Origin of the sequence: Paenibacillus sp. PL91, from assembly GCF_012935325.2 — a bacterium.
GTDB lineage: Bacteria > Bacillota > Bacilli > Paenibacillales > Paenibacillaceae > Pristimantibacillus.
In genome coordinates this window covers 220,220-241,256 of sequence record NZ_JABBYG020000002.1, presented here as the reverse complement: position 1 = coordinate 241,256, position 21,037 = coordinate 220,220, and the positions used below count along the sequence as shown (strand labels likewise).

Annotated in this window: 19 protein-coding genes; all 19 read left to right on the top strand. The window is 47.0% G+C overall.

The features are described 5' to 3' along the window. Positions 1-4: 4 nt before the first annotated feature. Positions 5-1,411: a flagellar assembly protein A gene (locus HI950_RS06375; RefSeq protein ID WP_169083055.1), complete on the top strand. Its 1,407-nt coding sequence runs from the start codon at positions 5-7 to the stop codon at positions 1,409-1,411. Between the two features lie 43 nt (positions 1,412-1,454). Continuing rightward, positions 1,455-1,781, top strand: a complete 327-nt coding sequence (locus HI950_RS06370) for a hypothetical protein (RefSeq protein WP_169083054.1) — start codon at positions 1,455-1,457, stop codon at positions 1,779-1,781. A 36-nt stretch (positions 1,782-1,817) separates the two neighbouring features. Then, positions 1,818-2,381 carry a DUF6115 domain-containing protein gene (locus tag HI950_RS06365; protein ID WP_169083053.1) on the top strand — a complete coding sequence of 188 codons (564 nt, stop codon included), beginning with the start codon at positions 1,818-1,820 and terminating at the stop codon, positions 2,379-2,381. Then, positions 2,374-2,946, top strand: coding sequence for a hypothetical protein (locus HI950_RS06360; protein ID WP_169083052.1), 573 nt, complete (start codon positions 2,374-2,376; stop codon positions 2,944-2,946). The genes HI950_RS06365 and HI950_RS06360 overlap by 8 nt, the downstream gene beginning before the upstream one ends. A gap of 179 nt (positions 2,947-3,125) precedes the next feature. After that, positions 3,126-3,824, top strand: coding sequence for a 30S ribosomal protein S2 (rpsB, locus tag HI950_RS06355; protein WP_053375748.1), 699 nt, complete (start codon positions 3,126-3,128; stop codon positions 3,822-3,824). Positions 3,825-3,922: 98 nt separating this feature from the next. Further along, positions 3,923-4,618 carry a translation elongation factor Ts gene (gene tsf, locus HI950_RS06350; RefSeq protein ID WP_317618318.1) on the top strand — a complete coding sequence of 232 codons (696 nt, stop codon included), beginning with the start codon at positions 3,923-3,925 and terminating at the stop codon, positions 4,616-4,618. A 103-nt stretch (positions 4,619-4,721) separates the two neighbouring features. Next, the gene (gene pyrH, locus HI950_RS06345; RefSeq protein ID WP_169083050.1) at positions 4,722-5,450 is read left to right on the top strand and encodes a UMP kinase; all 729 of its coding nucleotides are present in this window, start codon (positions 4,722-4,724) and stop codon (positions 5,448-5,450) included. After that, positions 5,450-6,004: a ribosome recycling factor gene (gene frr / locus HI950_RS06340; protein WP_169083049.1), complete on the top strand. Its 555-nt coding sequence runs from the start codon at positions 5,450-5,452 to the stop codon at positions 6,002-6,004. Before pyrH ends, frr begins: the two co-directional genes overlap by 1 nt. Before the next feature lie 61 nt (positions 6,005-6,065). Then, a complete protein-coding gene (gene uppS / locus HI950_RS06335; protein WP_169083048.1) occupies positions 6,066-6,830 on the top strand; it encodes an undecaprenyl pyrophosphate synthase in 765 nt (254 codons plus the stop codon). 27 nt (positions 6,831-6,857) lie between these two features. Further along, positions 6,858-7,652 carry a phosphatidate cytidylyltransferase gene (locus HI950_RS06330; RefSeq protein WP_169083047.1) on the top strand — a complete coding sequence of 265 codons (795 nt, stop codon included), beginning with the start codon at positions 6,858-6,860 and terminating at the stop codon, positions 7,650-7,652. An 18-nt stretch (positions 7,653-7,670) separates the two neighbouring features. After that, positions 7,671-8,810: a 1-deoxy-D-xylulose-5-phosphate reductoisomerase gene (locus HI950_RS06325; RefSeq protein ID WP_169083046.1), complete on the top strand. Its 1,140-nt coding sequence runs from the start codon at positions 7,671-7,673 to the stop codon at positions 8,808-8,810. A gap of 88 nt (positions 8,811-8,898) precedes the next feature. Then, positions 8,899-10,173 carry an RIP metalloprotease RseP gene (gene rseP, locus HI950_RS06320; protein ID WP_169083045.1) on the top strand — a complete coding sequence of 425 codons (1,275 nt, stop codon included), beginning with the start codon at positions 8,899-8,901 and terminating at the stop codon, positions 10,171-10,173. Positions 10,174-10,179: 6 nt separating this feature from the next. After that, positions 10,180-11,628 carry a proline--tRNA ligase gene (proS, locus tag HI950_RS06315; protein WP_169083044.1) on the top strand — a complete coding sequence of 483 codons (1,449 nt, stop codon included), beginning with the start codon at positions 10,180-10,182 and terminating at the stop codon, positions 11,626-11,628. Positions 11,629-11,670: 42 nt separating this feature from the next. Next, positions 11,671-15,978 (top strand): PolC-type DNA polymerase III, encoded by a 4,308-nt coding sequence (locus HI950_RS06310; RefSeq protein ID WP_169083043.1) that lies wholly within the window; start codon positions 11,671-11,673, stop codon positions 15,976-15,978. 169 nt (positions 15,979-16,147) lie between these two features. Continuing rightward, complete coding sequence (rimP, locus tag HI950_RS06305; protein WP_169083042.1) at positions 16,148-16,609, top strand: ribosome maturation factor RimP; 462 nt, start codon at positions 16,148-16,150, stop codon at positions 16,607-16,609. A 38-nt stretch (positions 16,610-16,647) separates the two neighbouring features. Next, positions 16,648-17,745 carry a transcription termination factor NusA gene (gene nusA / locus HI950_RS06300; protein ID WP_053375757.1) on the top strand — a complete coding sequence of 366 codons (1,098 nt, stop codon included), beginning with the start codon at positions 16,648-16,650 and terminating at the stop codon, positions 17,743-17,745. A 41-nt stretch (positions 17,746-17,786) separates the two neighbouring features. After that, entirely contained in the window at positions 17,787-18,101 is a 315-nt protein-coding gene (gene rnpM, locus HI950_RS06295; protein WP_169083041.1) for an RNase P modulator RnpM, read from the top strand. Beyond that, positions 18,088-18,420, top strand: a complete 333-nt coding sequence (locus HI950_RS06290; RefSeq protein WP_169083040.1) for a L7Ae/L30e/S12e/Gadd45 family ribosomal protein — start codon at positions 18,088-18,090, stop codon at positions 18,418-18,420. Before rnpM ends, HI950_RS06290 begins: the two co-directional genes overlap by 14 nt. Positions 18,421-18,481: 61 nt before the next feature. Then, positions 18,482-21,034: a translation initiation factor IF-2 gene (infB, locus tag HI950_RS06285; RefSeq protein WP_411268076.1), complete on the top strand. Its 2,553-nt coding sequence runs from the start codon at positions 18,482-18,484 to the stop codon at positions 21,032-21,034. Positions 21,035-21,037: the final 3 nt, after the last annotated feature.

Here is a 21,037-nt window from a genome sequence, read left to right as displayed (position 1 = left end):
TAAGGTGGAAAATCTACAATTAGAATCATACCTAAGCATACAGACATCAACCGATCAGTTGTCTGCCTTCTTAATATTTACCCGAATTACGGATGAGTTTGGATGCAGCGGCGCAGACCTCGAGCGTTTCGTACGCAGCAAAGGGATCGTTTATGGCATACGAGATGAACTTTTGGATCAAATTGCAAAAAACCCGCTCGCATTTTATAAGGATCAAACATTGATTGCAAAAGGCGAGTCACCCATACCCGGTAAGGATGGCAGCATTAGGCTTGTTTATGATATGGAAAAAAGAAACAGCGCTCCTGCTGAGCTTGAAGATGGAAAAGTCGACTTCAAAGAAGTCGTTCAGCTTAAAAATGTCAAGCGAGGCCAATTGATTGCAGAGCGATTTGACCCGCAGCCAGGTCCATCCGGCAAGACGGTGACGGGGGAAGAAGTTCCAGCAAAGCTTGGCAAGCATGTTCGATTTAAAGTTGGCAAAAATGTCGTCCTTAATGATGATCAGACGGCCATGTATTCAGCCATTGACGGTCTTATTTCGCTGACTGACAAAGAAAAAATTAATGTTTTCCCTGTATATGAAGTGAATGGTGACGTTGATTACAGTATCGGAAATATCGATTTCGTAGGAACAGTCGTCATTAGAGGAAACGTGCTCAGCGGTTTCCGCGTGAAGGCATCTGGCGATATTCGAGTAATCGGCGGAGTCGAAGGGGCAGAAATCGAATCAGAGGGCTCCGTTGAAATAACAGGCGGAATTTTAGGAAGCAATAAAGGCTTCGTTAAGGCTGGTCAAAATGTGCGCAGTTCATTTATTCAAGAAGGCAACGTCATCGCCGGTGAAGAAGTGCTTGTCTCTCAGAGCATTATGCATTCGCATGTAAAGGCAGGAAAGAATGTCATTTGCTCTGGCGCGAAAGGTTTAATCGTTGGAGGTCTCGTACAAGCGGGCGATCTGGTTAGTGCTCGAACGATCGGCAACTCCATGTCAACCGCTACAACAATCGAGGTAGGCGTCAAGCCAGAACATCGCGAAGAACTGCTTGAACTCAGAGGCCGGCTTAAACAAAATATGGAAAACCTAGACAAAACGGAAAAAGCGCTAACTATATTGGATCAACTAGCTGCAAAAGGTCAACTGTCACCGGAGAAGATGGCACTTCGCATTAAATTAACAGCAACGAAGCGTCAAACGATTCTTGAGAATGATCAAACGAAGCTTCGTGTTCTTGACATTGAAAAATCGCTTGAGGATGCCGACCGTTCGAGAATCGACGTAAGCAATATCGTATTTGGCGGTACCAAAATTGTAATCGGCAGATACACCAAATTCGTCAAGGATTCTTCGCAGCGCGTTTCTTTCCGTTATTCGGAAGGGGATATCGTTTTAGTTCCCTTTATAAGGTAATTTCTACAAGGTGCAAATGAATGACGCAAGGGGGCGAGCTGGTATGACGTTCAAATCTCTAGATTTGCAAATGTCTGTTCCACGTACGCAAGAATTCAGCGGTATGCATGGACAAGCTATACATAAACCTGTAGCGGATCAGAATATGCTGGCAGCTCAGTCAACGAAGGAAACAGAGCTTGCAAGAGGGAAAAATACGGCGATAGAGCATACGAACGGTCTTAACGTGCGCAGCGACAAAGAGGGTAATCCGGATCATGCCAATCAGCAAGCAAAACGTAAGCGTTCAGAAACCGACGATGCAGAAAGCATGCAAGAGCAGCCTCCGGCTCATCCCTATAAAGGATATAAACTAGATATAAAGCTTTAAAATAAAGGCGAATATTAGAAAGGCAGGCTATGAACGATGCAGCCATACTTGCAATATATTGTATTACTCGGAGCGGTTGTCATTGTTGGCGCCTTTGTAATGCCTAGGAAGAAGCAGGAGCCTACCCTTCCTTCACAAACGATGCAAAACATGGAAAACGCGCTGGAGCAGTTCATGGAGAACATGGAGAAGGATAATGAAGAGCTTGTTGACTTGGTTAGAAGAGCACAGCAGGAGTCTAAGGTTGATGCAGAGAGTAAGGAGCAGAGGATAGCAGAACTAGAGAAAAAATGCGAGCAGCTTGCAGCTCAACTGCAAAAGTCGCAGGCTAGTTCTTCAGCAATAGCGCCTCAAGCGGCTCCTACCCTGTCTATTCCGAATGATGCTGCAGAAAAGGATGCATCGATATACAAGCTTCCAGAACCAGCAGAAGAGGCGCCACCTCAAACGAACACCATTCATTCCCGGTATTCGGAACTTTTTCTATTATATGAACAAGGTAAATCGATTGAAATGATCTCCAAAAAGCTTGGCATGAATAAAGGCGAGGTACAGCTCATTATTCAGCTCGCTAAGCAGGAGGAATCCGCACATGCTTAAAAATCGTGTATTTCTAATCGGTCTCGGCGCAGGTATCATTTTAGGCGCTTTATTATTCCAGTTGATGCTCTCCGGTGAACAAAACAGGCAAAAGCTAGGCCAACTCGGCAATGAATCTAACGAGAAGGTCTACACACAAGTAGAGGTAGACGCCTTGCTTAAGGCTGAGCGCGACTCGTTTAAGCTTGACCGAGATGCGAAGGCGGTAATTAAGAAGCAAGCGGAGCTGCCCGTGACTGAGTCCAAGGAGAAGCCAGCTGCGACCGCTGCTGCTCCTGCGCCATCCGATGAACCGGTGAAGGAGCAGGCAGCAGTAAACCATGTCATTCGGATCGAAGTGGGAATTGGCTTAACTAAAACAGCAGAGCTGCTGGCTGAGAATCATATTATTGCTGATAAGGCAGCTTTCGTCAGTCAAATGAAAAAGTCAAAAAAACTGGTTCGCGCCGGTTATTTTTTGTTTCAAGAAAGGATGACGGTTGATAAAGCAATCAACGTCGTTACGGGCGAACCTTTAACGAAAAAAGAAGCGGATGCGATATCGTCTAGCAAAAAGGCTGGTTAACCTATCTTTTCTGAAACGAATGTTGCACGTGACATGTATTTATGGTATATTAATTCACGGTGTTAAAAACGCACGCAGGTCAATTTTGCCAAACGGTGCTTCCGCCCGGCGGAAGTTTTGGTGAAAGATGCGACTAGCGGAGGAGCACTAAAAAAACCATTACAGGAGGTGTTGAAGAAATGGCGGTTATTTCCATGAAACAGCTACTAGAAGCTGGGGTACACTTCGGTCATCAGACTCGTCGTTGGAACCCGAAGATGGATCGTTATATCTTCACAGAAAGAAACGGGATTTACATTATCGATTTGCAAAAAACGGTTAAGAAAGTTGACGAAGCATACAACTTTGTTAAATCGATCGCTGCAGACGGCGGCACTATGCTGTTCGTAGGTACAAAAAAACAAGCTCAAGATTCCGTGAAAGAAGAAGCAGAACGCTGCGGCAACTTCTACATCAACCAACGTTGGCTCGGCGGAACTCTTACTAACTTCCAAACCATTCAAAAGCGTATCGATCGCTTGAAACAGCTTGAGAAGTGGGAAGAGGACGGCACTTTCGAAGTTCTTCCGAAGAAAGAAGTTATCATTCTTCGCAAAGAGAAAGACCGTTTGGAAAAATTCCTTGGCGGTATCAAAGGAATGAAAGGTTTGCCAAGCGCGTTGTTCATCATTGACCCACGCAAAGAGCGCATTGCTGTTGCAGAAGCTCGCAAACTTGGTATCCCAATCGTTGGTATCGTTGATACGAACTGTGATCCAGACGAAATCGACTATGTTATTCCAGGTAACGATGATGCAATTCGTGCCGTTAAGTTGTTGACGTCGAAAATGGCTGATGCAATCGTTGAAGCTAACCAAGGCGAACAAACAACGGCTTAATTTAGAGGCTTTAGTTAGTCAACAAAGGGTGGTCAGATGGTGATAAACCTCTCACTGCCCTTTTTTCGAATGTAAATGACTAGAACCAACAATATATTATTACGAAGTCACAAGGCTTCGTAAAACTTATAGGAGGGCTTACAATGGCAGTTAGTGCTAGCGCGGTAAAAGAACTACGGGAAAGAACAGGAGCAGGGATGCTCGATTGCAAGAAAGCTTTGGATGAAACAAACAATGATATCGAAAAAGCGATTGCATTCCTTCGTGAAAAAGGTTTGGCTGCTGCAGCAAACAAAGCAGGCCGTATTGCAACTGAAGGCGTAGTTGAATCGTACATTCACGCTGGCGGCCGTATCGGCGTTATCGTTGAAGTTAACTGCGAAACAGATTTCGTTGCGAAAACAGATCAATTCCGTGATTTCGCAAGAGATGTTGCTATGCAAATCGCAGCAGCTAACCCGAAATTTGTTCGCCGTGAAGAAGTTTCTTCCGAAGAGCTTGAAAAAGAGCGCGAAATTTTGAAAGCTCAAGCGCTTAACGAAGGCAAACCAGAAAAAATCGTTGAGAAAATGGTTGAAGGCCGTATCTCGAAGTACTACGAGGAATTCTGTCTGCTTGAGCAGCCTTTCATTAAAGACCCAGACAAAACAATCGCCACTTTGCTTAACGAAAAAATCAGCAAAATTGGTGAAAACATCTCCATCCGTCGCTTCGTACGTTACGAGCTTGGTGAAGGCCTAGAGAAAAAAGTAGACAATTTCGTTGAAGAAGTAATGGCACAAGTAAAACATTAATCCGAACGCACAGGCGGGGCGGGGCGTCCGCCCCGCCTGCTTGTATGATTAGAACATATTTGAGGGACCTCATCTAATGAGGTGCATGATGGAGGTATTAACGTTGGAGCAACCTGTGTATAAACGTATCGTTCTGAAAGTTAGCGGTGAATCATTGTCTGGACAGGAAGGTTATGGCATTGAAGCAACAGTCATATCTTCGATTGCTGATCAGGTAAAAGAAGTTGTTGCACTTGGCATAGAAGTCGCAATTGTCGTCGGCGGCGGCAACATTTGGCGCGGTATTGCCGGTTCTGCAAAAGGGATCGACCGTGCAACAGCCGATTACATGGGTATGCTGGCTACACTGATGAATTCACTCGCACTTCAAGATGCATTGGAACAAATTGATGTGCCAACTCGCGTACAAACATCAATCGCGATGCAGCAAATCGCTGAGCCGTACATTAGACGTCGTGCCATCCGTCATTTGGAGAAGGGCCGCGTCGTCATTTTTGCAGCAGGAACCGGAAATCCGTTCTTCTCAACGGATACGACAGCAGCGCTGCGTGCAGCTGAGATCGAAGCAGAAGTAATACTAATGGCGAAAAATAAAGTGGATGGCGTTTATTCCGCAGATCCATTTAAGGATAATACGGCTGAGAAATTTGAGGAGCTTACATACCTCGATATGTTAAACCGCAATTTAGGTGTAATGGATTCAACTGCAGCCTCACTTTGCATGGACAATAATATTCCTCTTATCGTATTTGCAATTACGGAGAAAGGGAATATTAAACGCGTCGTACTGGGTGAGAAAATCGGAACGATAGTGAGAGGAAGTGCTAAATAATGCCACAAGAGCTGAAGAAAAACGCAGAAGAACGTATGGAAAAAGCGATCTCCGCGCTTAAGCGTGATTTGTCGTCGCTGCGCGCTGGTAAAGCGAATACTGCTTTGCTGGATCGTATTCAAGTGGAATATTACGGAGCAATGACGCCTGTCAATCAACTTGCGAACATCAACACGCCTGACTCACGCACGCTGTTTATTCAGCCGTGGGACAAATCGTCCATGTCGGCCATTGAGAAAGCAATTATGAAATCCGATCTTGGTCTAACGCCTTCGAACGATGGCGTATCGATTCGCATTTCGATTCCGCCGCTTACAGAAGAACGTCGTGCAGAGCTTGTGAAGACGTCGAAGAAGTTTGGTGAAGAAGCGAAGGTAGCTATTCGCAACATTCGTCGCGATGCCAACGATGGCGTGAAGAAGCTTGAAAAAACGACGATCTCCGAAGACGAGTCGCGCGGACATCAAGAGGATATTCAGAAAACAACTGACAAATTTATTGCTGAAGTTGATAAAGTGCTTGTTGCCAAAGAAAAAGAAATTATGGAAGTATAATAATCTCTGGGCCCCTCCGATAGGTGGGGTTTGGTTTTGATTTCGGTTGGGAGGAAGTAAGATGATCGAGCGACTTTGGGCCAAACTAGGCAAATCGTCCTTACAGCCGACTGATTCTGTGTCCTTAGAAAATGTGCCTGAGCATGTTGCGATTATAATGGATGGGAACGGTCGCTGGGCTAAAGATCGTGGATTGCCACGAATGGCAGGTCATCATTCCGGCATGAAAGCGGTCAAACGAATAACAATTGCAGCAGACCGGTTAGGCGTCAAATATTTGACGTTATACGCGTTTTCAACGGAAAACTGGAAGAGACCGAAAGCTGAAGTGGATTTCCTCATGAAGCTGCCCCAGCAGTTTCTTGAAATTGAATTAGAAGAGCTGATTGCCAACAATGTTCAGGTTCGCATGATGGGCCATAAAGAGGATTTGCCATCATTTACGATAAGCGCAGTTGAAGAGGCCATTGTGAAGACTGCTAATAATACTGGACTTGTTTTAAATTTTGCTCTGAATTACGGTAGCCGCAAGGAAATGCTTGAAGCAATAAAGAGCATCGCTTCAGACGTTCAGCAAGGAGATATATCCTTGGATGACATTGATGAAAAAGTGATGGCAGATCGATTGCTTACGAGCGGATTGCCCGATCCAGATTTACTCATTCGCACTAGCGGTGAGCTGCGTCTTAGCAATTTTATGATGTGGCAGCTTGCGTACAGTGAGTTGTGGTTTACAGATGTGTATTGGCCGGAATTCACGGAAGCGCATTTTCAAGAGGCGATTTTGGAATACCAGCGCCGTGCACGTCGATATGGCGGATTGTAGCTTCAAGCGACGGAGTGTGACTTTTCATTGAGACAACGAATTATTACCGGAGTTGTAGCAGGTGCTGTGTTCATCGGTTTAGCAATAGTAGGCGGATGGCTATACACAAGTCTACTCGTATTACTTGCAATTATCGGCTTTACTGAATATGCGCGCATGAATGGTGTAGCATGGTCGCATCCGTCCTCATTGCTTGGATATGCGGGTGTGCTACTGTTCGTGCTGCCTTGGTCTTATTGGGGGATAACAATCCCTTCGCCGCTAACCATCCTTTGGGTGCTCGCCTTCCTTCTGCTGTCCATAACTGTAATTACAAAAAATAAAACAACAATTGACGGCGCCGCACTTATGTTGCTTGGCGCTTTATATGTAGGCTATGGCTTTTCCGCTATGGTTCAGGCACGTCAAATTGATCAGGATGGTTTAATTTGGACGTTTTTGGCCTTTGGCTGTATTTGGGCATCGGATATCGGCGCTTATTTTATGGGACGAGCTTTCGGGAAAACGAAGCTCTGGCCATCCATTAGTCCAAATAAAACGATTGAAGGCGCCCTTGGAGGCGTTTTATTTTCCTTAATTGTGTCTGCGGTATTCGCTTTAGCGATTCCTGATTTTATCGATTTGCCAAAGGCGCTGCTCATTGGCTTAGTTGCTGCTGTAGCTGGCCAATTTGGAGATTTGATACAATCGGCGTATAAGCGTGTTCGAGATATTAAGGATACAGGCACGTTATTGCCGGGACATGGCGGTGTGCTTGACCGATGCGACAGCTGGCTTATCGTATTTCCGCTGTTAGTGCTGACCGAGCTGCTGCCCGTATAAGTCAGGAGGATTTTTGGCATGAAAAAAATAAGTATATTAGGTTCGACAGGTTCAATCGGAACACAGACGCTAGACATTATAGCCCATGATCCTGATCGTTATCAGGTTGTCGGTTTATCGGCGGGTGCAAATGTCGATTTGATTATAGAGCAGGCAAAGCAATTTAAGCCATCCATCGTTAGTTTGGCCTCAAAGGCTGATGCTGACGCCGCAAGACCCCATTTACCGGCGGGTACTAAGGTTGTACATGGCGAGGAGGGTCTCGTTGAGGTAGCGGCTGGTGCAGACGCTGACATCGTTGTAACGGCAATTATGGGCAGCAGAGGCTTGCCTGCTACGCTCGCGGCAATTGACGCGGGCAAAACGATTGGCTTGGCGAACAAAGAGACGCTTGTGACAGCTGGCCATATCGTAATGGAGCGAGCGCGGCAGCGCGGCGTTTCGATATTCCCGATTGATAGCGAGCATTCTGCCATATTCCAATGCCTGAATGGGGAAGATCGTAAATCGATCAAGCAAATTACGCTAACAGCCTCTGGCGGTTCTTTCCGCGATCGCACTAGGGAGCAGCTTGAAGGTGTGACGGTTGCCGAGGCGCTTAATCATCCGAACTGGTCCATGGGCGCCAAAATTACAATTGATTCCGCGACGATGGTTAATAAAGGACTTGAGGTCATTGAGGCAAAATGGCTCTTCGACGTTACATACGAGCAAATAGATGTCATTATTCATCCGGAGAGCATCATTCACTCTTATGTGGAGTTTTCCGATCATAGCGTAATCGCGCAGCTTGGGATGCCGGATATGCGTGTGCCGATTCAATATGCGTTATCCTATCCAGAGCGGAACGCTACACCAACGAATAGGCTGAATTTAGCTCAAATCGGCAAGCTGAACTTCCGTGAAATGGATTATGACAGGTATCCATGCCTTAGGCTGGCCTTTGAATGCGGCCGTCTTGGTCAATCTGCGCCGACCGTGTTCAATGCAGCTAATGAGGTCGCGGTGGCTCGTTTTCTAAAGGGTGAAATTACGTTTCTTGACATTGAGCGGATATTGGAAACGGTAGTTGGACGTCATGAAGCATCGAATATTAATGACCTGCAAATGATCGCAGAAGTGGACGCTTGGGCGCGCCAGCTGGCAGAATCCGTATAATATCGGTCAAATTCCGGTTCTCTTGTATCGGACGGGAGAATAATGATAATCTATGTACAGGCCGTAACGAACAGGAGGCTTCAGCTTTATGCACATGATTCAGGTCGTCTTTTTGACTATACTCGTCTTTTTCGTTATCGTAACGATCCACGAATGGGGTCATTACTATTTCGCAAAACGTGCGGGAATATTGGTTCGAGAATTTGCAATTGGGTTCGGGCCGAAGCTCTTTTCGGTAAAACGCGGCGAGACTAGATATACGCTAAGGCTAGTGCCGGCGGGTGGATTTGTTCGCATGGCAGGCGAGGATCCTGAAATTGTCGACGTTCAGCCCGGCCAAACGATAGCGGTTCGTCTGAAGGATGACAAAATTACGCGATTGTATTTGGATCGTCTTGACGAGAGAAGCGGCGTTATTCGCGGCGAAATTGTCAAAATTGATTTAGAAAGAAGTCTATCCGTAACATTGGATGTTGAAGGCGAGAACGAGACTTTCTCGGTGCATCCTCAGGCTTTGATGATTGCCAAAGGCAAGGACACCCAAATTGCGCCGTTTGACAGACAATTTGGCAGCAAGACGGTAGGGCAGCGCGCGCTTGCTATATTTGCTGGGCCGCTGATGAATTTTGTGCTCGCATTCGTATTGTTTGCGACGTATATTCAGATGGTTGGCATACCAGTTGAATCACCGGATAAGCTGCTAGTCAGCGAAATTTCCGAAGGAATGCCGGCAGATAAGGTCGATCTGAGAAAAGGCGACGTTATCGATGCGGTAAACGGGATCAAAATCGGTGCTGATTTTGATAAGATGATTGGAATAATCGGCAAATCACCGAATGTGCCTGTCAAAATGGACATCATTCGGGAAGGCAAGGCACAGCAGATCGTTATTACGCCCGAGCCGAACGAGGAAGGGGTAGGCAAGGTAGGCATTAGCGCGGCATTGCCGACTCGTCCTGCTTCGTTCTCCGAAACATTTACCGGTGCAGGCAAGCTGATGAAAAATATGACGATAAGCATTTTTGAAGGGTTCAAGAAGCTTATTTTCGGAGAGTTCAAGCTTGATGATCTTGGAGGGCCGGTGCGTACCGCTGAGGTAACCAGTCAAATTGCCAAGCAAGGCATCGCGCAGCTTACTTCATGGACAGCATTGCTCAGCTTGTACCTAGGTATTTTCAATTTGCTTCCGATTCCAGCGCTGGACGGCAGCCGCCTCATTTTCCTCGGAATTGAAGCGATTCGAAGAAGGCCAATAGATCCAAACCGTGAAAGCATGGTGCATTTTGTAGGCTTCGCGCTCATTATGCTTCTGATGCTTGTAGTAACCTATAATGATATTTTACGATTGGTTAGAGGGGAATAGTCGCTCATGTCTAAGGATAAACAATTTGTTACAGAAATTACGCCGCAAAGCGAAGATTTCTCCAGATGGTATATTGATGTTATTAAAAAAGCTGAGCTTATGGATTACTCACCGGTGCGGGGCTGTATCGTGTTCCGCCCGGAAGGCTATGAGCTTTGGGAAAATATTCAGCGTGACCTTGACCGCCGCTTTAAAGAAACGGGCCATCGCAATGCTTATTTCCCGCTATTCATTCCGGAGAGCTTTTTCCAGAAGGAGAAAGAGCATGTTGAAGGCTTTAATCCGGAGCTGCCGTGGGTAACGGAAGCGGCGGGGGAGAAGCTGGAAGAACGTCTTGCTATCCGTCCAACATCGGAAACGATGTTCGGCCATATGTATTCGAAGTGGATTCAATCATATCGTGATCTTCCTTTGCTCATTAACCAATGGGCAAACGTCGTTCGATGGGAGAAACGGACGATGCCTTTCCTGCGCACAAGCGAATTTTTGTGGCAGGAAGGCCATACCGCTCATGAGACGGAAGAGGAAGCTCGTCAAGAGACGATGCAAATGCTCGATGTGTATACTCAGTTTGTCGAGGAGTTTCTCGCTATCCCTGTCATTAAAGGCGAGAAAACGCCATCTGAGCGCTTCGCGGGTGCTGTAGATACCTATTCCATTGAAGCGATGATGAAGGACGGGAAGGCTGTTCAAGCCGGAACCTCTCATTATCTCGGCACAAAATTTGCAGTCGCATTTGATATCAAATTTCTTGATCGTGAAAATACATTGCAATTCGCGCATACGACATCTTGGGGCGTAAGCACAAGGCTAATTGGCGCGCTAATTATGGTTCATGGCGATGATCGCGGCCTTGCGCTGCCGCCAAAGGTGGCACCTACCCAAGTGATCATGATTCCGATCGGTCCGGCGAAAATGCGCGAGCAGGTTGTCGGCCGTGTTGACGAGCTGTATGCCGAGCTCAAAAAAGCAGGCGTTCGGGTTCGTGTAGACGACCGCGCAGACGTCAGCCCGGGCTGGAAGTTCAACGAGTATGAGATGCGCGGCGTTCCGCTTCGCCTGGAGCTTGGACCGCGTGACATGGAGAACGGACAAGTGGTACTCGTTTCACGTATTACAGGCGAAAAGCGCGTAGTACAGCAAGCGAATCTAATTGCCGAGGTTGAAGCGATGCTCGAAGAAACGCATCAGGAAATGTACAACCGCGCGAAGCAGTTCCGTATCGATAACTCGCGTTCGGTTGATTCCCTTGATGAAATGAAGAGCTTCCTTGAGGAGCAGCGCGGCTTCGTAGAGGCAGGCTGGTGCGGATCTGCAGCTTGCGAGAAGCAGGTTAAGGAAGAAACAGGGGCAACAAGCCGCAATATCCCGTTCGAACCATCTACGCATAAGAGCACATGTCTCGTATGCGGCGATGAGTCTAAACATACAGTCGTATTTGCACGTGCTTATTAAGAACTGAAGTAGCTCGGTTCGGATCTTAAGGAGTGGAGTTTCATGAGCCAAACCGCTGACAAACGGCAGCGCTTCGAGATGCTTTTACAGCAGACGGAGCTGCCGCAGGAACTTATACAAACCTATTTTCAAGATGGTTATATTGATCAAGTTATCGTCAGCAACAGTAACCGGGAATGGACGTTTTGCATCCGCAAAACGTCCATGGTGCCTTTACAGGCCTATAATGGTCTATGCCAAGCGGCTCGAATGAAGTTCGAGCATATCGCTGCGGTATCATTTATATTCGTTTATGACCCTGTGGTCGAGACGGAATCGATTGTTTTGCAATACTGGGGTTTATTTATGGAGTGGGCTCAGCGCGAGATCGCATCCGTTAACGGTTGGCTTCAAAAAGCCAGCATTACGGTAGAAGGCGATGTGCTTACGCTATCGTTGCTCGATAATACGGGGCTGGAGCTTGCTCGCAAGAAACGTTTAGACGATGAAATCATCCGATTTTATAATCAATATTTTCAGCGCGCATGCAAAGTGAAGATGATCATGAGTGAGTCAAGGCAAGAAATTTTGGACGAATACGCCCTTCGGATCGTGCAGGAAGAGCGTGAGTACGTGCAGGAGCTGATGGCTAACTCGCAATCCGAATCTGAGCTTGTGGATGAGGCTGAAATTAGGCTCGCAGTTGGTTACGATATTCGCGAAGAGCCTGTGCCTTTGATGAATATCATCGAGGAAGAAAAGAAAATTACGGTGCAAGGCGCCGTATTTGGTCTCGATGTGAAGGAGCTCCGCAACGGCAGCACGCTCTTTACATTTAATGTGACTGATTTCTCGGATTCCATCGCGATGAAGATGTTCGCCAAAACAAAGGACGACGTCAAAATATTGAGCCAGCTTGCCAACGGCAAATGGGTCAAAGCGCGCGGGCGGATCGAATATGACCGCTTTATGCAGGAACCTGAGCTCGTAATGATGCCTAATGATCTGCATGAAGTAAAATCTCCTCCAGATCGTATGGATAAGGCTGAGGAGAAGCGCGTCGAGTTCCATCTACACACGACAATGAGCGCAATGGATGCGGTGACGCCAGTAGACGTTTATGTGAAGACGGCTGCCAAATGGGGTCATAAGGCAATTGCGGTAACCGATCACAGCAATGTGCAATGTTATCCGGACGCGAACAAAGCGGCAAAAAAACACGGCATCAAGATGCTTTTCGGCGTGGAAGCCAATATCGTTAACGATGCGGTTCCGATGGTGCTGCAGTCCAGGCCAGAGCCTCTTGCGACTGCAACCTATATTGTTTTCGATATAGAGACGACAGGTTTATCGGTTATCAACAACAAAATCATCGAGCTTGCAGGGGTGAAAATGCGTGACGGGAAGGAAATTGATCGTTTCTCGACGCTCATTGACCCTCATGAGAAGATTCCTTATCATATCCAGCAGTTGACCAACATCAATGATGATATGGTAAAAGGGCAGCCCGAGATCGAACCGATGCTTCGTGAATTTATCGATTTCATAGGCGATGATATTCTCGTTGCGCATAATGCGCGGTTCGATATCGGCTTCATTCAAGCTAACTGCAAAGCATTTGGCATGCCTGAGGTTAAAAATCCGGTACTCGATACGCTTGAGCTGGCTCGGTTTATTTTTCCGACGCTCAAAAATCATCGTTTGAATACTTTGGCAGATAAATATAAGGTCAGCCTAGAGAACCATCACCGGGCGGTCGATGACTCACTTGCACTTGGCGGCGTGCTTTACGGCTTGATTGCTGATGCGGCTGAGCGAAATATTACGAATCTGCATCAGTTGAATGACTATGTCGGCATTGACTTATCGAATTCACGTCCTTTCCATAGCAATATTTACGCACTAAATGCGGTCGGCAAGAAAAATTTATTCAAACTTATTTCCATCTCTCATACCAAACATTTTAAGCGTGTTGCCACCATTCCGAAGAGCAAGCTCGTCGAGCTCAGAGAAGGATTGCTCGTTATTTCCGGCTGTGAGAAGGGCGAATTTTTCGAGACGGTATTGAACAAATCATACGAAGAAGCGTTGGAGGTTGCCCGGTTTTATGATGTCCTTGAAATTCAACCGATTGATTTTTATATGCACTTGGTTGAGAAGGGGCTAGTCGGCAGCCGTGCCGAGATTGAGCAGGCGCATCGCCGCATCTGTCAAATCGGAGATGAGCTTAGCAAGCCGGTAATCGCAACAGGGAACGTCCATTATTTGAATCCGCGGGACAAAATGTACCGGGATATTACGATCCACGGCATTACGGGCTTTAGCCCGCTGAAGAGTATTCGCAAGCCTGACGCACATTTCCGCACGACGGAAGAGATGCTGGAGGAATTTGCTTTTCTCGGTGAAGCAAGAGCGAAGGAAGTTGTCGTAACGAATACGATTGAGCTTGCTGATCGTTTTGAGCCTTATGATATGTTCCCGACAGGACTGTTCGCGCCAAATATAGAAGGAGCGGATGAAGAGATCCGCAACACCTGCTATGACACAGCAAAGTCGATGTATGGCGAGGACTTGCCGCAGGTCGTTATCGACCGTTTGGAGAAAGAACTTATTCCGATCATTAAATTTAAATTTTCCGCCAACTATCTCATATCCGAGAAGCTCGTTAAAAAATCGAATGCAGATGGTTATCTGGTCGGTTCAAGGGGTTCGGTTGGATCTTCGGTTGTAGCTACGTTCCTCGGCATTTCCGAGGTTAATCCGCTGCCGGCCCATTACTTGTGCAAAAACCCGGAATGCCGCCATAGCGAATGGTTTTTGGACGGAAGCATTCCGAGCGGCTTCGATTTGCCGGACAAGCTATGTCCGAAGTGCGAGAAGCCGATGAAGGGCGAAGGGCAGGATATCCCGTTTGAAACGTTCCTTGGCTTTAAAGGCGATAAAGTTCCCGATATCGATCTTAACTTTTCGGGTGATTATCAGCCTATTGCCCATAACTATACAAAGGTATTGTTTGGCGATAAGAGCGTGTTTCGTGCAGGAACAATCGGTACGGTAGCCGAAAAAACAGCTTATGGTTTCGCTAAGAAATTCGAAGAAGAGCATAGCAAAAAATGGCGCGGAGCAGAGCTCGCAAGGCTTGCCAGCGGCTGTACCGGCGTGAAGCGGAGTACGGGACAGCATCCCGGCGGTATTGTCGTCGTTCCCGACTATATTGAAGTAGAGGATATTACGCCTGTTCAATACCCGGCGGATGATGTCAATGCCGAATGGATGACGACCCACTTCGACTATCATGCTTTTGATGAAAACTTGCTTAAGCTCGATATTCTCGGTCATGATGATCCGACTATGATGCGGATGCTGCAGGATTTGACTGGCGTTGATCCAACAAGCATTCCGATGAACGACCCTAAAGTGATGAGCATGTTCAACTCGACCAATGCGCTCAACATCCCAGGTGAAAAAATACGTTCTTCGGTAGCGACATATGGGGTTCCCGAGATGGGAACCAAGTTCGTACGGCAAATGCTTCAGGAAACGCAGCCTTCCTCCTTTGCGGATTTGCTGCAAATTTCCGGCTTGTCGCATGGTACGGGCGTTTGGCTCGGAAATGCGCAGGAGCTAATCAAGAACGGCACCTGCAATATTAAGACCGTAATCGGCTGCCGGGATGACATTATGCTATTCCTGATTTACAAAGCGGGTATGGATGCAGGCTTGGCGTTCAAAATTACGGAAAGCGTTCGTAAAGGCAAAGGGCTCACGCCGGAGTGGATTGATGAGATGAAGCGGTGCAAGGTGCCTCAGTGGTATATTGATTCTTGCCTTCGCATCGAGTACATGTTCCCGAAAGCACATGCTGCAGCCTATGTCATTTCCGCTGTTCGTACGGCCTACTTCAAGCTTTATTATCCGATTGAGTACTATGCAACTTACTTTACCGTCCGCGCGGACGATTTTGATTTAGAGCTGCTATGCCAAGGGTACGATGCGATCCTGCGGAAGCTGATCGAAATTGAAGCGAAAGGCTTTAATGCGCTGCCGAAAGAGAAAAACATGGTGTCCCAGCTGGAAATGTCGCTTGAAATGACGGCCAGAGGCTTCTCCTTTAAGCCAATTGACCTGTACCGTTCCGACGCGACGAAGTTTCTTGTAGACGGCGATTCGCTTATCCCGCCATTTGCTGCAATTGCTGGTATTGGCGATAATGCGGCACGCAACATTGCAGCTTCGAGAGACGATGGCGAGTATCTGTCAATCGAGGATTTCCAGATGAAATCGAAGGCGACAAAGACGATTGTAGAGGTGCTCGGCAACATGGGATGCTTCCGTGGATTGCCAGAATCCAACCAGCTTTCGCTCTTTTAGAAGAAGGCCTGTTAGAAAAGATTTCTTGTCACTATAGTGCGGTTATGTTATAATTTTTCTGGCAATGATGATGATAAAGACTTTGATGCAGAAGAGTGGGGAAACCCACTCTTTACGTTTTGTAAATGGCAAAATGGCATAGTGCGTATAAACAGGAGGTCAACTGAATTTGAGTATTTCCAAAATCAAAGCTGCCGTCCAGGAAATGGTTCTGCCATACCTCAGCAGTAATGGATTTGAACTAGTTGATATTGAGTATGTCAAAGAAGGCAGCAACTATTTCCTTCGCATATTCGTGGATAAAGAAGGCGGCATCGATATCGACGACTGCGGCCGTATCAGCGAATTTATGAGCGAGCAGCTGGATAAGAACGATCCAGTAACTGACGCTTATTTTCTAGAGGTATCTTCTCCGGGAGCAGAAAGACCGCTCAAGAAGGAAGAGGATGTACGTAAAGCAATCGGTAAACACGTTTACATAACGACATATGAACCGATTAGCGGCGCTAAAGAATTTGAAGGGCTGCTACTTTCATTTGACGGGGAAAATGCGGTTGTCCGTACAGGCAAGAAGGAATACACCATTCCTTATGCCAAGGTAGCCGGCGCTAGACTCGCTATCGTGTTCTAATATTCGTTTTCTATATTGAAAGGGGGAAATCCAGTCCAATGAGCATGGATTTTATTGAAGCGTTACAGGAAATAGAAAGAGATAAGGGAATTACCAAGGATGTCCTATTGGAGGCTATTGAAGCGGCGCTTATCTCCAGCTACAAAAGAAATTTCAATACCGCGCAAAATGTGCGTGTCGATATCAATCGCCACACTGGCGTTATTAAAGTATATGCCCGCAAGACCGTTGTTGATGAGGTGCTGGACCCACGTCTGGAAATTACAGTAGAGGCTTCTAGAGAAATCAACCCTCATTATCAACTGGATGATATTGCGGATATTGAAGTAACGCCGCGTGACTTCGGCCGCATCGCTGCGCAAACAGCGAAGCAGGTTGTGACGCAGCGCATACGCGAAGCTGAGCGCGGACTGATCTATAACGCTTTTATCGATAAAGAGGAAGATATCGTGAACGGTATCGTTCAGCGTCAAGATGTTCGCAACCTATTCGTTGACCTTGGCAAGGTAGAGGCTGTTTTGCCGCTTACTGAGCTGATGCCTACCGATAAGTTTAAGCATGGCGACCGCGTGAAGTCTTATATTACGAAAGTCGAAAATACGACCAAGGGACCGCAAATTATTTTGTCCCGTACCCATCCTGGTCTATTGAAACGACTGTTCGAGCTTGAAGTGCCTGAAATCTATGACGGAGTCGTGGAAATTCGTTCGGTTGCTCGCGAAGCAGGCTTCCGCTCGAAAATTGCTGTACATTCCCGCAACTCTGAGGTTGATCCAGTCGGATCCTGTGTTGGACAAAAGGGACTGCGCGTTCAGACGATCGTAAACGAGCTTAAAGGCGAGAAAATTGATATCGTTCGTTGGTCTGAAAGCGTGGATGAATATGTTGCGAATGCGCTCAGCCCGTCCAAGGTGCTTGAGGTTATCGTATTCGAACAAGAGAAGATGGCAAGAGTTATCGTTCCAGACTACCAGTTGTCGCTAGCGATCGGCATTAAAGGCCAGAATGCTAGGCTTGCTGCTAAGCTTACTGGCTGGAAGATCGACATCAAGAGCGAGACTCAAGCGGAGCAGGAGTATGGCCGTCCGAAATCTTTGACGACGATCATGCACCAGGACTCGGTTTCCATCGATTAATTCGTTAAGCGTCAATTCAGCTGGCAGAGGAGGGGTGTACAATGAGACCGAGAAAAGTACCGCTTCGCAAATGCGTCGCTTGTCAGGAGATGATGCCGAAGAAGGAACTCATTCGGATTGTGCGGACACCGGCCGAAGAGGTGCAAATTGACCTGACAGGCAAAAAAGCGGGCCGCGGCGCGTATTTGTGCGGTAAAGTGAGCTGCTTTAAATTAGCAAAGAAATCCAAGGCACTCGATCGAGCGTTGAAGCAGCATGTGGGAGATCATATTTATGATCAGCTCGAGAAGGATTTTGTAGCGGTTGAGGAGCAGTTTATTGCCGGCAAGGAGCTGATAAGCGATGAAGCAGAATAAGAGCTTATCACAGCTGGGCATGGCTATGCGAGCCGGCAAGCTGATTACAGGCGATGAGATTGTACTCAAGGCTGTGAGAAATAATAAAGTGCATCTCGTTATCCTTGCAGGAGATGCTTCAGAAAATACGAAGAAAAAATTTCGTGACAAATGCAACACCTACGGGATACAACTCGCCGAAGCATTCGACCGTGAGCAACTAGGAAAGGCGATTGGTAAGCCCGAACGGGTTGTACTAGCGGTAACCGATGCACAATTCGGAAAAATGATTGCGAGTCATCTGAGCCATAATACGGAGGTGGATCATATTGGACAATAAACAAGACAGCAAGGACAATAAAGATAAGCTGCGCGTTTACGAGTATGCCAAGTCACTTAATATGAGCAGCAAAGAAATCATTACGATTCTTAAACGACTTGATTTACCGGTCAATAACCATATGAGTGTCATGGAAAATGAGATGGTAAACAAGGTCGAAGGCTTTTTCCGCAACATTAAACAAAATGCAGCTGCCAAGCGGGCACAGGAAACGACAAGCGTGTCTGTATCCTCCGCTCAAACATCTGCAAATCGGCCGCAATCGCAGCAGCCGCAGCAGCAAGAACGAAAGCTTACACCAGTACAGGAAAACAAAAATACGAATCAAGACAGACAGGGGCCTATGAATTCTATTAATACGAAACCACAAACCAACCAAACCGAACAACGACCAGCAGCGACGCAACAATCAACGAATCGTCCTGCGCAACAATCCAGCAACAACCGTCCTTCCCAAGGAAGCTCTAACGCAAGCCGTCCGAGCCAAGGACAAGGCGGACAAGGAAATCGCCCAAGCCAAGGCGCGGGCTCAAGCCGTCCAAGTCAAGGGCAAGGCGGTCAAAATAACCGTCCGGCATCTTCTGGACAAAATCGTCCAGCTCAAGGCGGCCAAGGAAATTCAACTAACCGTCCAAGCACTTCTGCAAGCAGCAGCCGTCCGGCACCATCAGGACAAAGCCGCTTCGATTCCAAGCCTGCGCAAGGGCAAGCGCGCGGCAATGACAATAAAAATACAAGACCAGGCCAAAAGCGTTTTGAAGACGGCAAGCCTGGCGGCGGCTATAGAGGAAACAACAACCGTGGTCAAAAAGGCCGCGGCGGCAAATTCCAACAACAACCGCCTCGCGAGAAAATTGACAACACACCTAAAAAGATTATCGTTCGCGGCACGATGACGGTTGGCGAATTAGCTAAATTGCTCCATAAGGATGCATCAGAAGTTATCAAAAAACTGATCTTCCTAGGCGTTATGGCTACAATCAACCAAGAAATCGATATGGATGCAATCCATTTGATCGCTACGGATTACGGTGTTGAAGTTGAAGTGAAAATTCCTGTAGAGGAAGATTCCTTCGAAACGGTTGAAGAATCCGACGAAGACGAAGATTTGGTATCACGTCCACCGGTTGTTACCATCATGGGTCACGTTGACCACGGTAAAACAACTTTGCTTGATGCGATTCGCAAAACGAACGTAACAGGCGGAGAAGCCGGCGGTATTACTCAGCATATCGGTGCTTACCAAGTTGAAATCAACCATAAAAAAATTACGTTCCTAGATACGCCAGGTCACGAAGCGTTTACGCTTATGCGTGCCCGTGGTGCACAGGTAACGGATATTACCATTATCGTCGTAGCAGCCGATGACGGCATTATGCCGCAAACGGTAGAAGCAATTAACCATGCGAAAGCTGCTGGCGTTCCAATTATCGTTGCTGTTAACAAAATCGATAAGCCGGAAGCAAATGCTGACAAAATCAAGCAAGAGATGACTGAATATGAGCTCGTTCCAGAAGAGTGGGGCGGCGATACGATTTTCGTTGAAGTTTCCGCTAAGCAAAGAATTGGTCTTGAAGGTCTTCTCGAAATGATCTTGCTCGTTGCAGAGGTAAATGACTACAAAGCCAACCCTAACAAACGCGCTCGCGCGACTGTTATTGAAGCTGAGCTTGATAAAGGCAAAGGTCCTGTTGCACGTATTCTCGTACAGCACGGAACACTAAAAATCGGCGATGCTTTCGTTGCAGGAAACTGCTTTGGCCGTATCAGAGCAATGGTTAATGACAAAGGCCGCCGTTTAAAAGAAGCGGGTCCTTCTACGCCTGTAGAAATTACTGGCTTAACGGAAGTTCCGCAAGCCGGCGATCCGTTCATGGTATTCGAGGATGAGCGTAAGGCACGTGCTATCGCTGACCGTCGTTCCATTAAACAGCGTCAATCGGATATGGGTGCCAATACACGCGTAACGCTTGATGATCTGTATAACCATATCAAAGATGGTGAAATTAAAGACCTGAACGTTATTATCAAATCCGACGTTCAAGGCTCGTCAGAAGCACTTAAAGGATCGCTCGGGAAAATCGACATCGAAGGCGTACGCGTAAAAATCATCCATAGCGGTGTAGGCGCGATTACGGAATCCGACATCATTTTGGCATCGGCATCCAACGCGATCGTTATCGGCTTTAACGTTCGTCCAGATCCTCAAGCTGAAGCAACGATTGCACAAGAGAAGGTTGACGTGCGTATGCACCGCGTCATCTACAATGTCATCGATGAGATTGAGCAAGCGATGAAGGGCATGCTTGATCCGATCTTCAAAGAGGTTGTTATCGGTCATGCCGAGGTTCGCAACGTATTTAAAGTTACGAAGGTTGGCGCGATTGCAGGCTGTATGATCACATCCGGTAAAATCACTCGTAACGCGGAAGCTCGTCTTATCCGTGGCGGCATTGTCGTCTTTACAGGTAAGATCGAATCCCTCAAGCGCTTCAAGGATGATGCGAAAGAGGTAGCACAAGGCTACGAGTGCGGTATTACACTTGACCGTTACAACGATGTTCGTGAAGGAGATACGATCGAAGCGTTTGTCATGGAATCGGTAGAGAGGTGATTA

Coding starts and splice junctions, on each gene's coding strand:
- nusA (WP_053375757.1), top strand. CDS start 16,648: ATGAGCATGGATTTTATTGAAGCGTTACAGGAAATAGAAAGAGATAAG.
- proS (WP_169083044.1), top strand. CDS start 10,180: ATGTCTAAGGATAAACAATTTGTTACAGAAATTACGCCGCAAAGCGAA.
- infB (WP_411268076.1), top strand. CDS start 18,482: ATGAGCAGCAAAGAAATCATTACGATTCTTAAACGACTTGATTTACCG.
- HI950_RS06325 (WP_169083046.1), top strand. CDS start 7,671: ATGAAAAAAATAAGTATATTAGGTTCGACAGGTTCAATCGGAACACAG.
- HI950_RS06290 (WP_169083040.1), top strand. CDS start 18,088: ATGAAGCAGAATAAGAGCTTATCACAGCTGGGCATGGCTATGCGAGCC.
- HI950_RS06360 (WP_169083052.1), top strand. CDS start 2,374: ATGCTTAAAAATCGTGTATTTCTAATCGGTCTCGGCGCAGGTATCATT.
- rnpM (WP_169083041.1), top strand. CDS start 17,787: ATGAGACCGAGAAAAGTACCGCTTCGCAAATGCGTCGCTTGTCAGGAG.
- HI950_RS06370 (WP_169083054.1), top strand. CDS start 1,455: ATGACGTTCAAATCTCTAGATTTGCAAATGTCTGTTCCACGTACGCAA.
- frr (WP_169083049.1), top strand. CDS start 5,450: ATGCCACAAGAGCTGAAGAAAAACGCAGAAGAACGTATGGAAAAAGCG.
- uppS (WP_169083048.1), top strand. CDS start 6,066: ATGATCGAGCGACTTTGGGCCAAACTAGGCAAATCGTCCTTACAGCCG.
- rpsB (WP_053375748.1), top strand. CDS start 3,126: ATGGCGGTTATTTCCATGAAACAGCTACTAGAAGCTGGGGTACACTTC.
- HI950_RS06310 (WP_169083043.1), top strand. CDS start 11,671: ATGAGCCAAACCGCTGACAAACGGCAGCGCTTCGAGATGCTTTTACAG.
- HI950_RS06365 (WP_169083053.1), top strand. CDS start 1,818: ATGCAGCCATACTTGCAATATATTGTATTACTCGGAGCGGTTGTCATT.
- rseP (WP_169083045.1), top strand. CDS start 8,899: ATGCACATGATTCAGGTCGTCTTTTTGACTATACTCGTCTTTTTCGTT.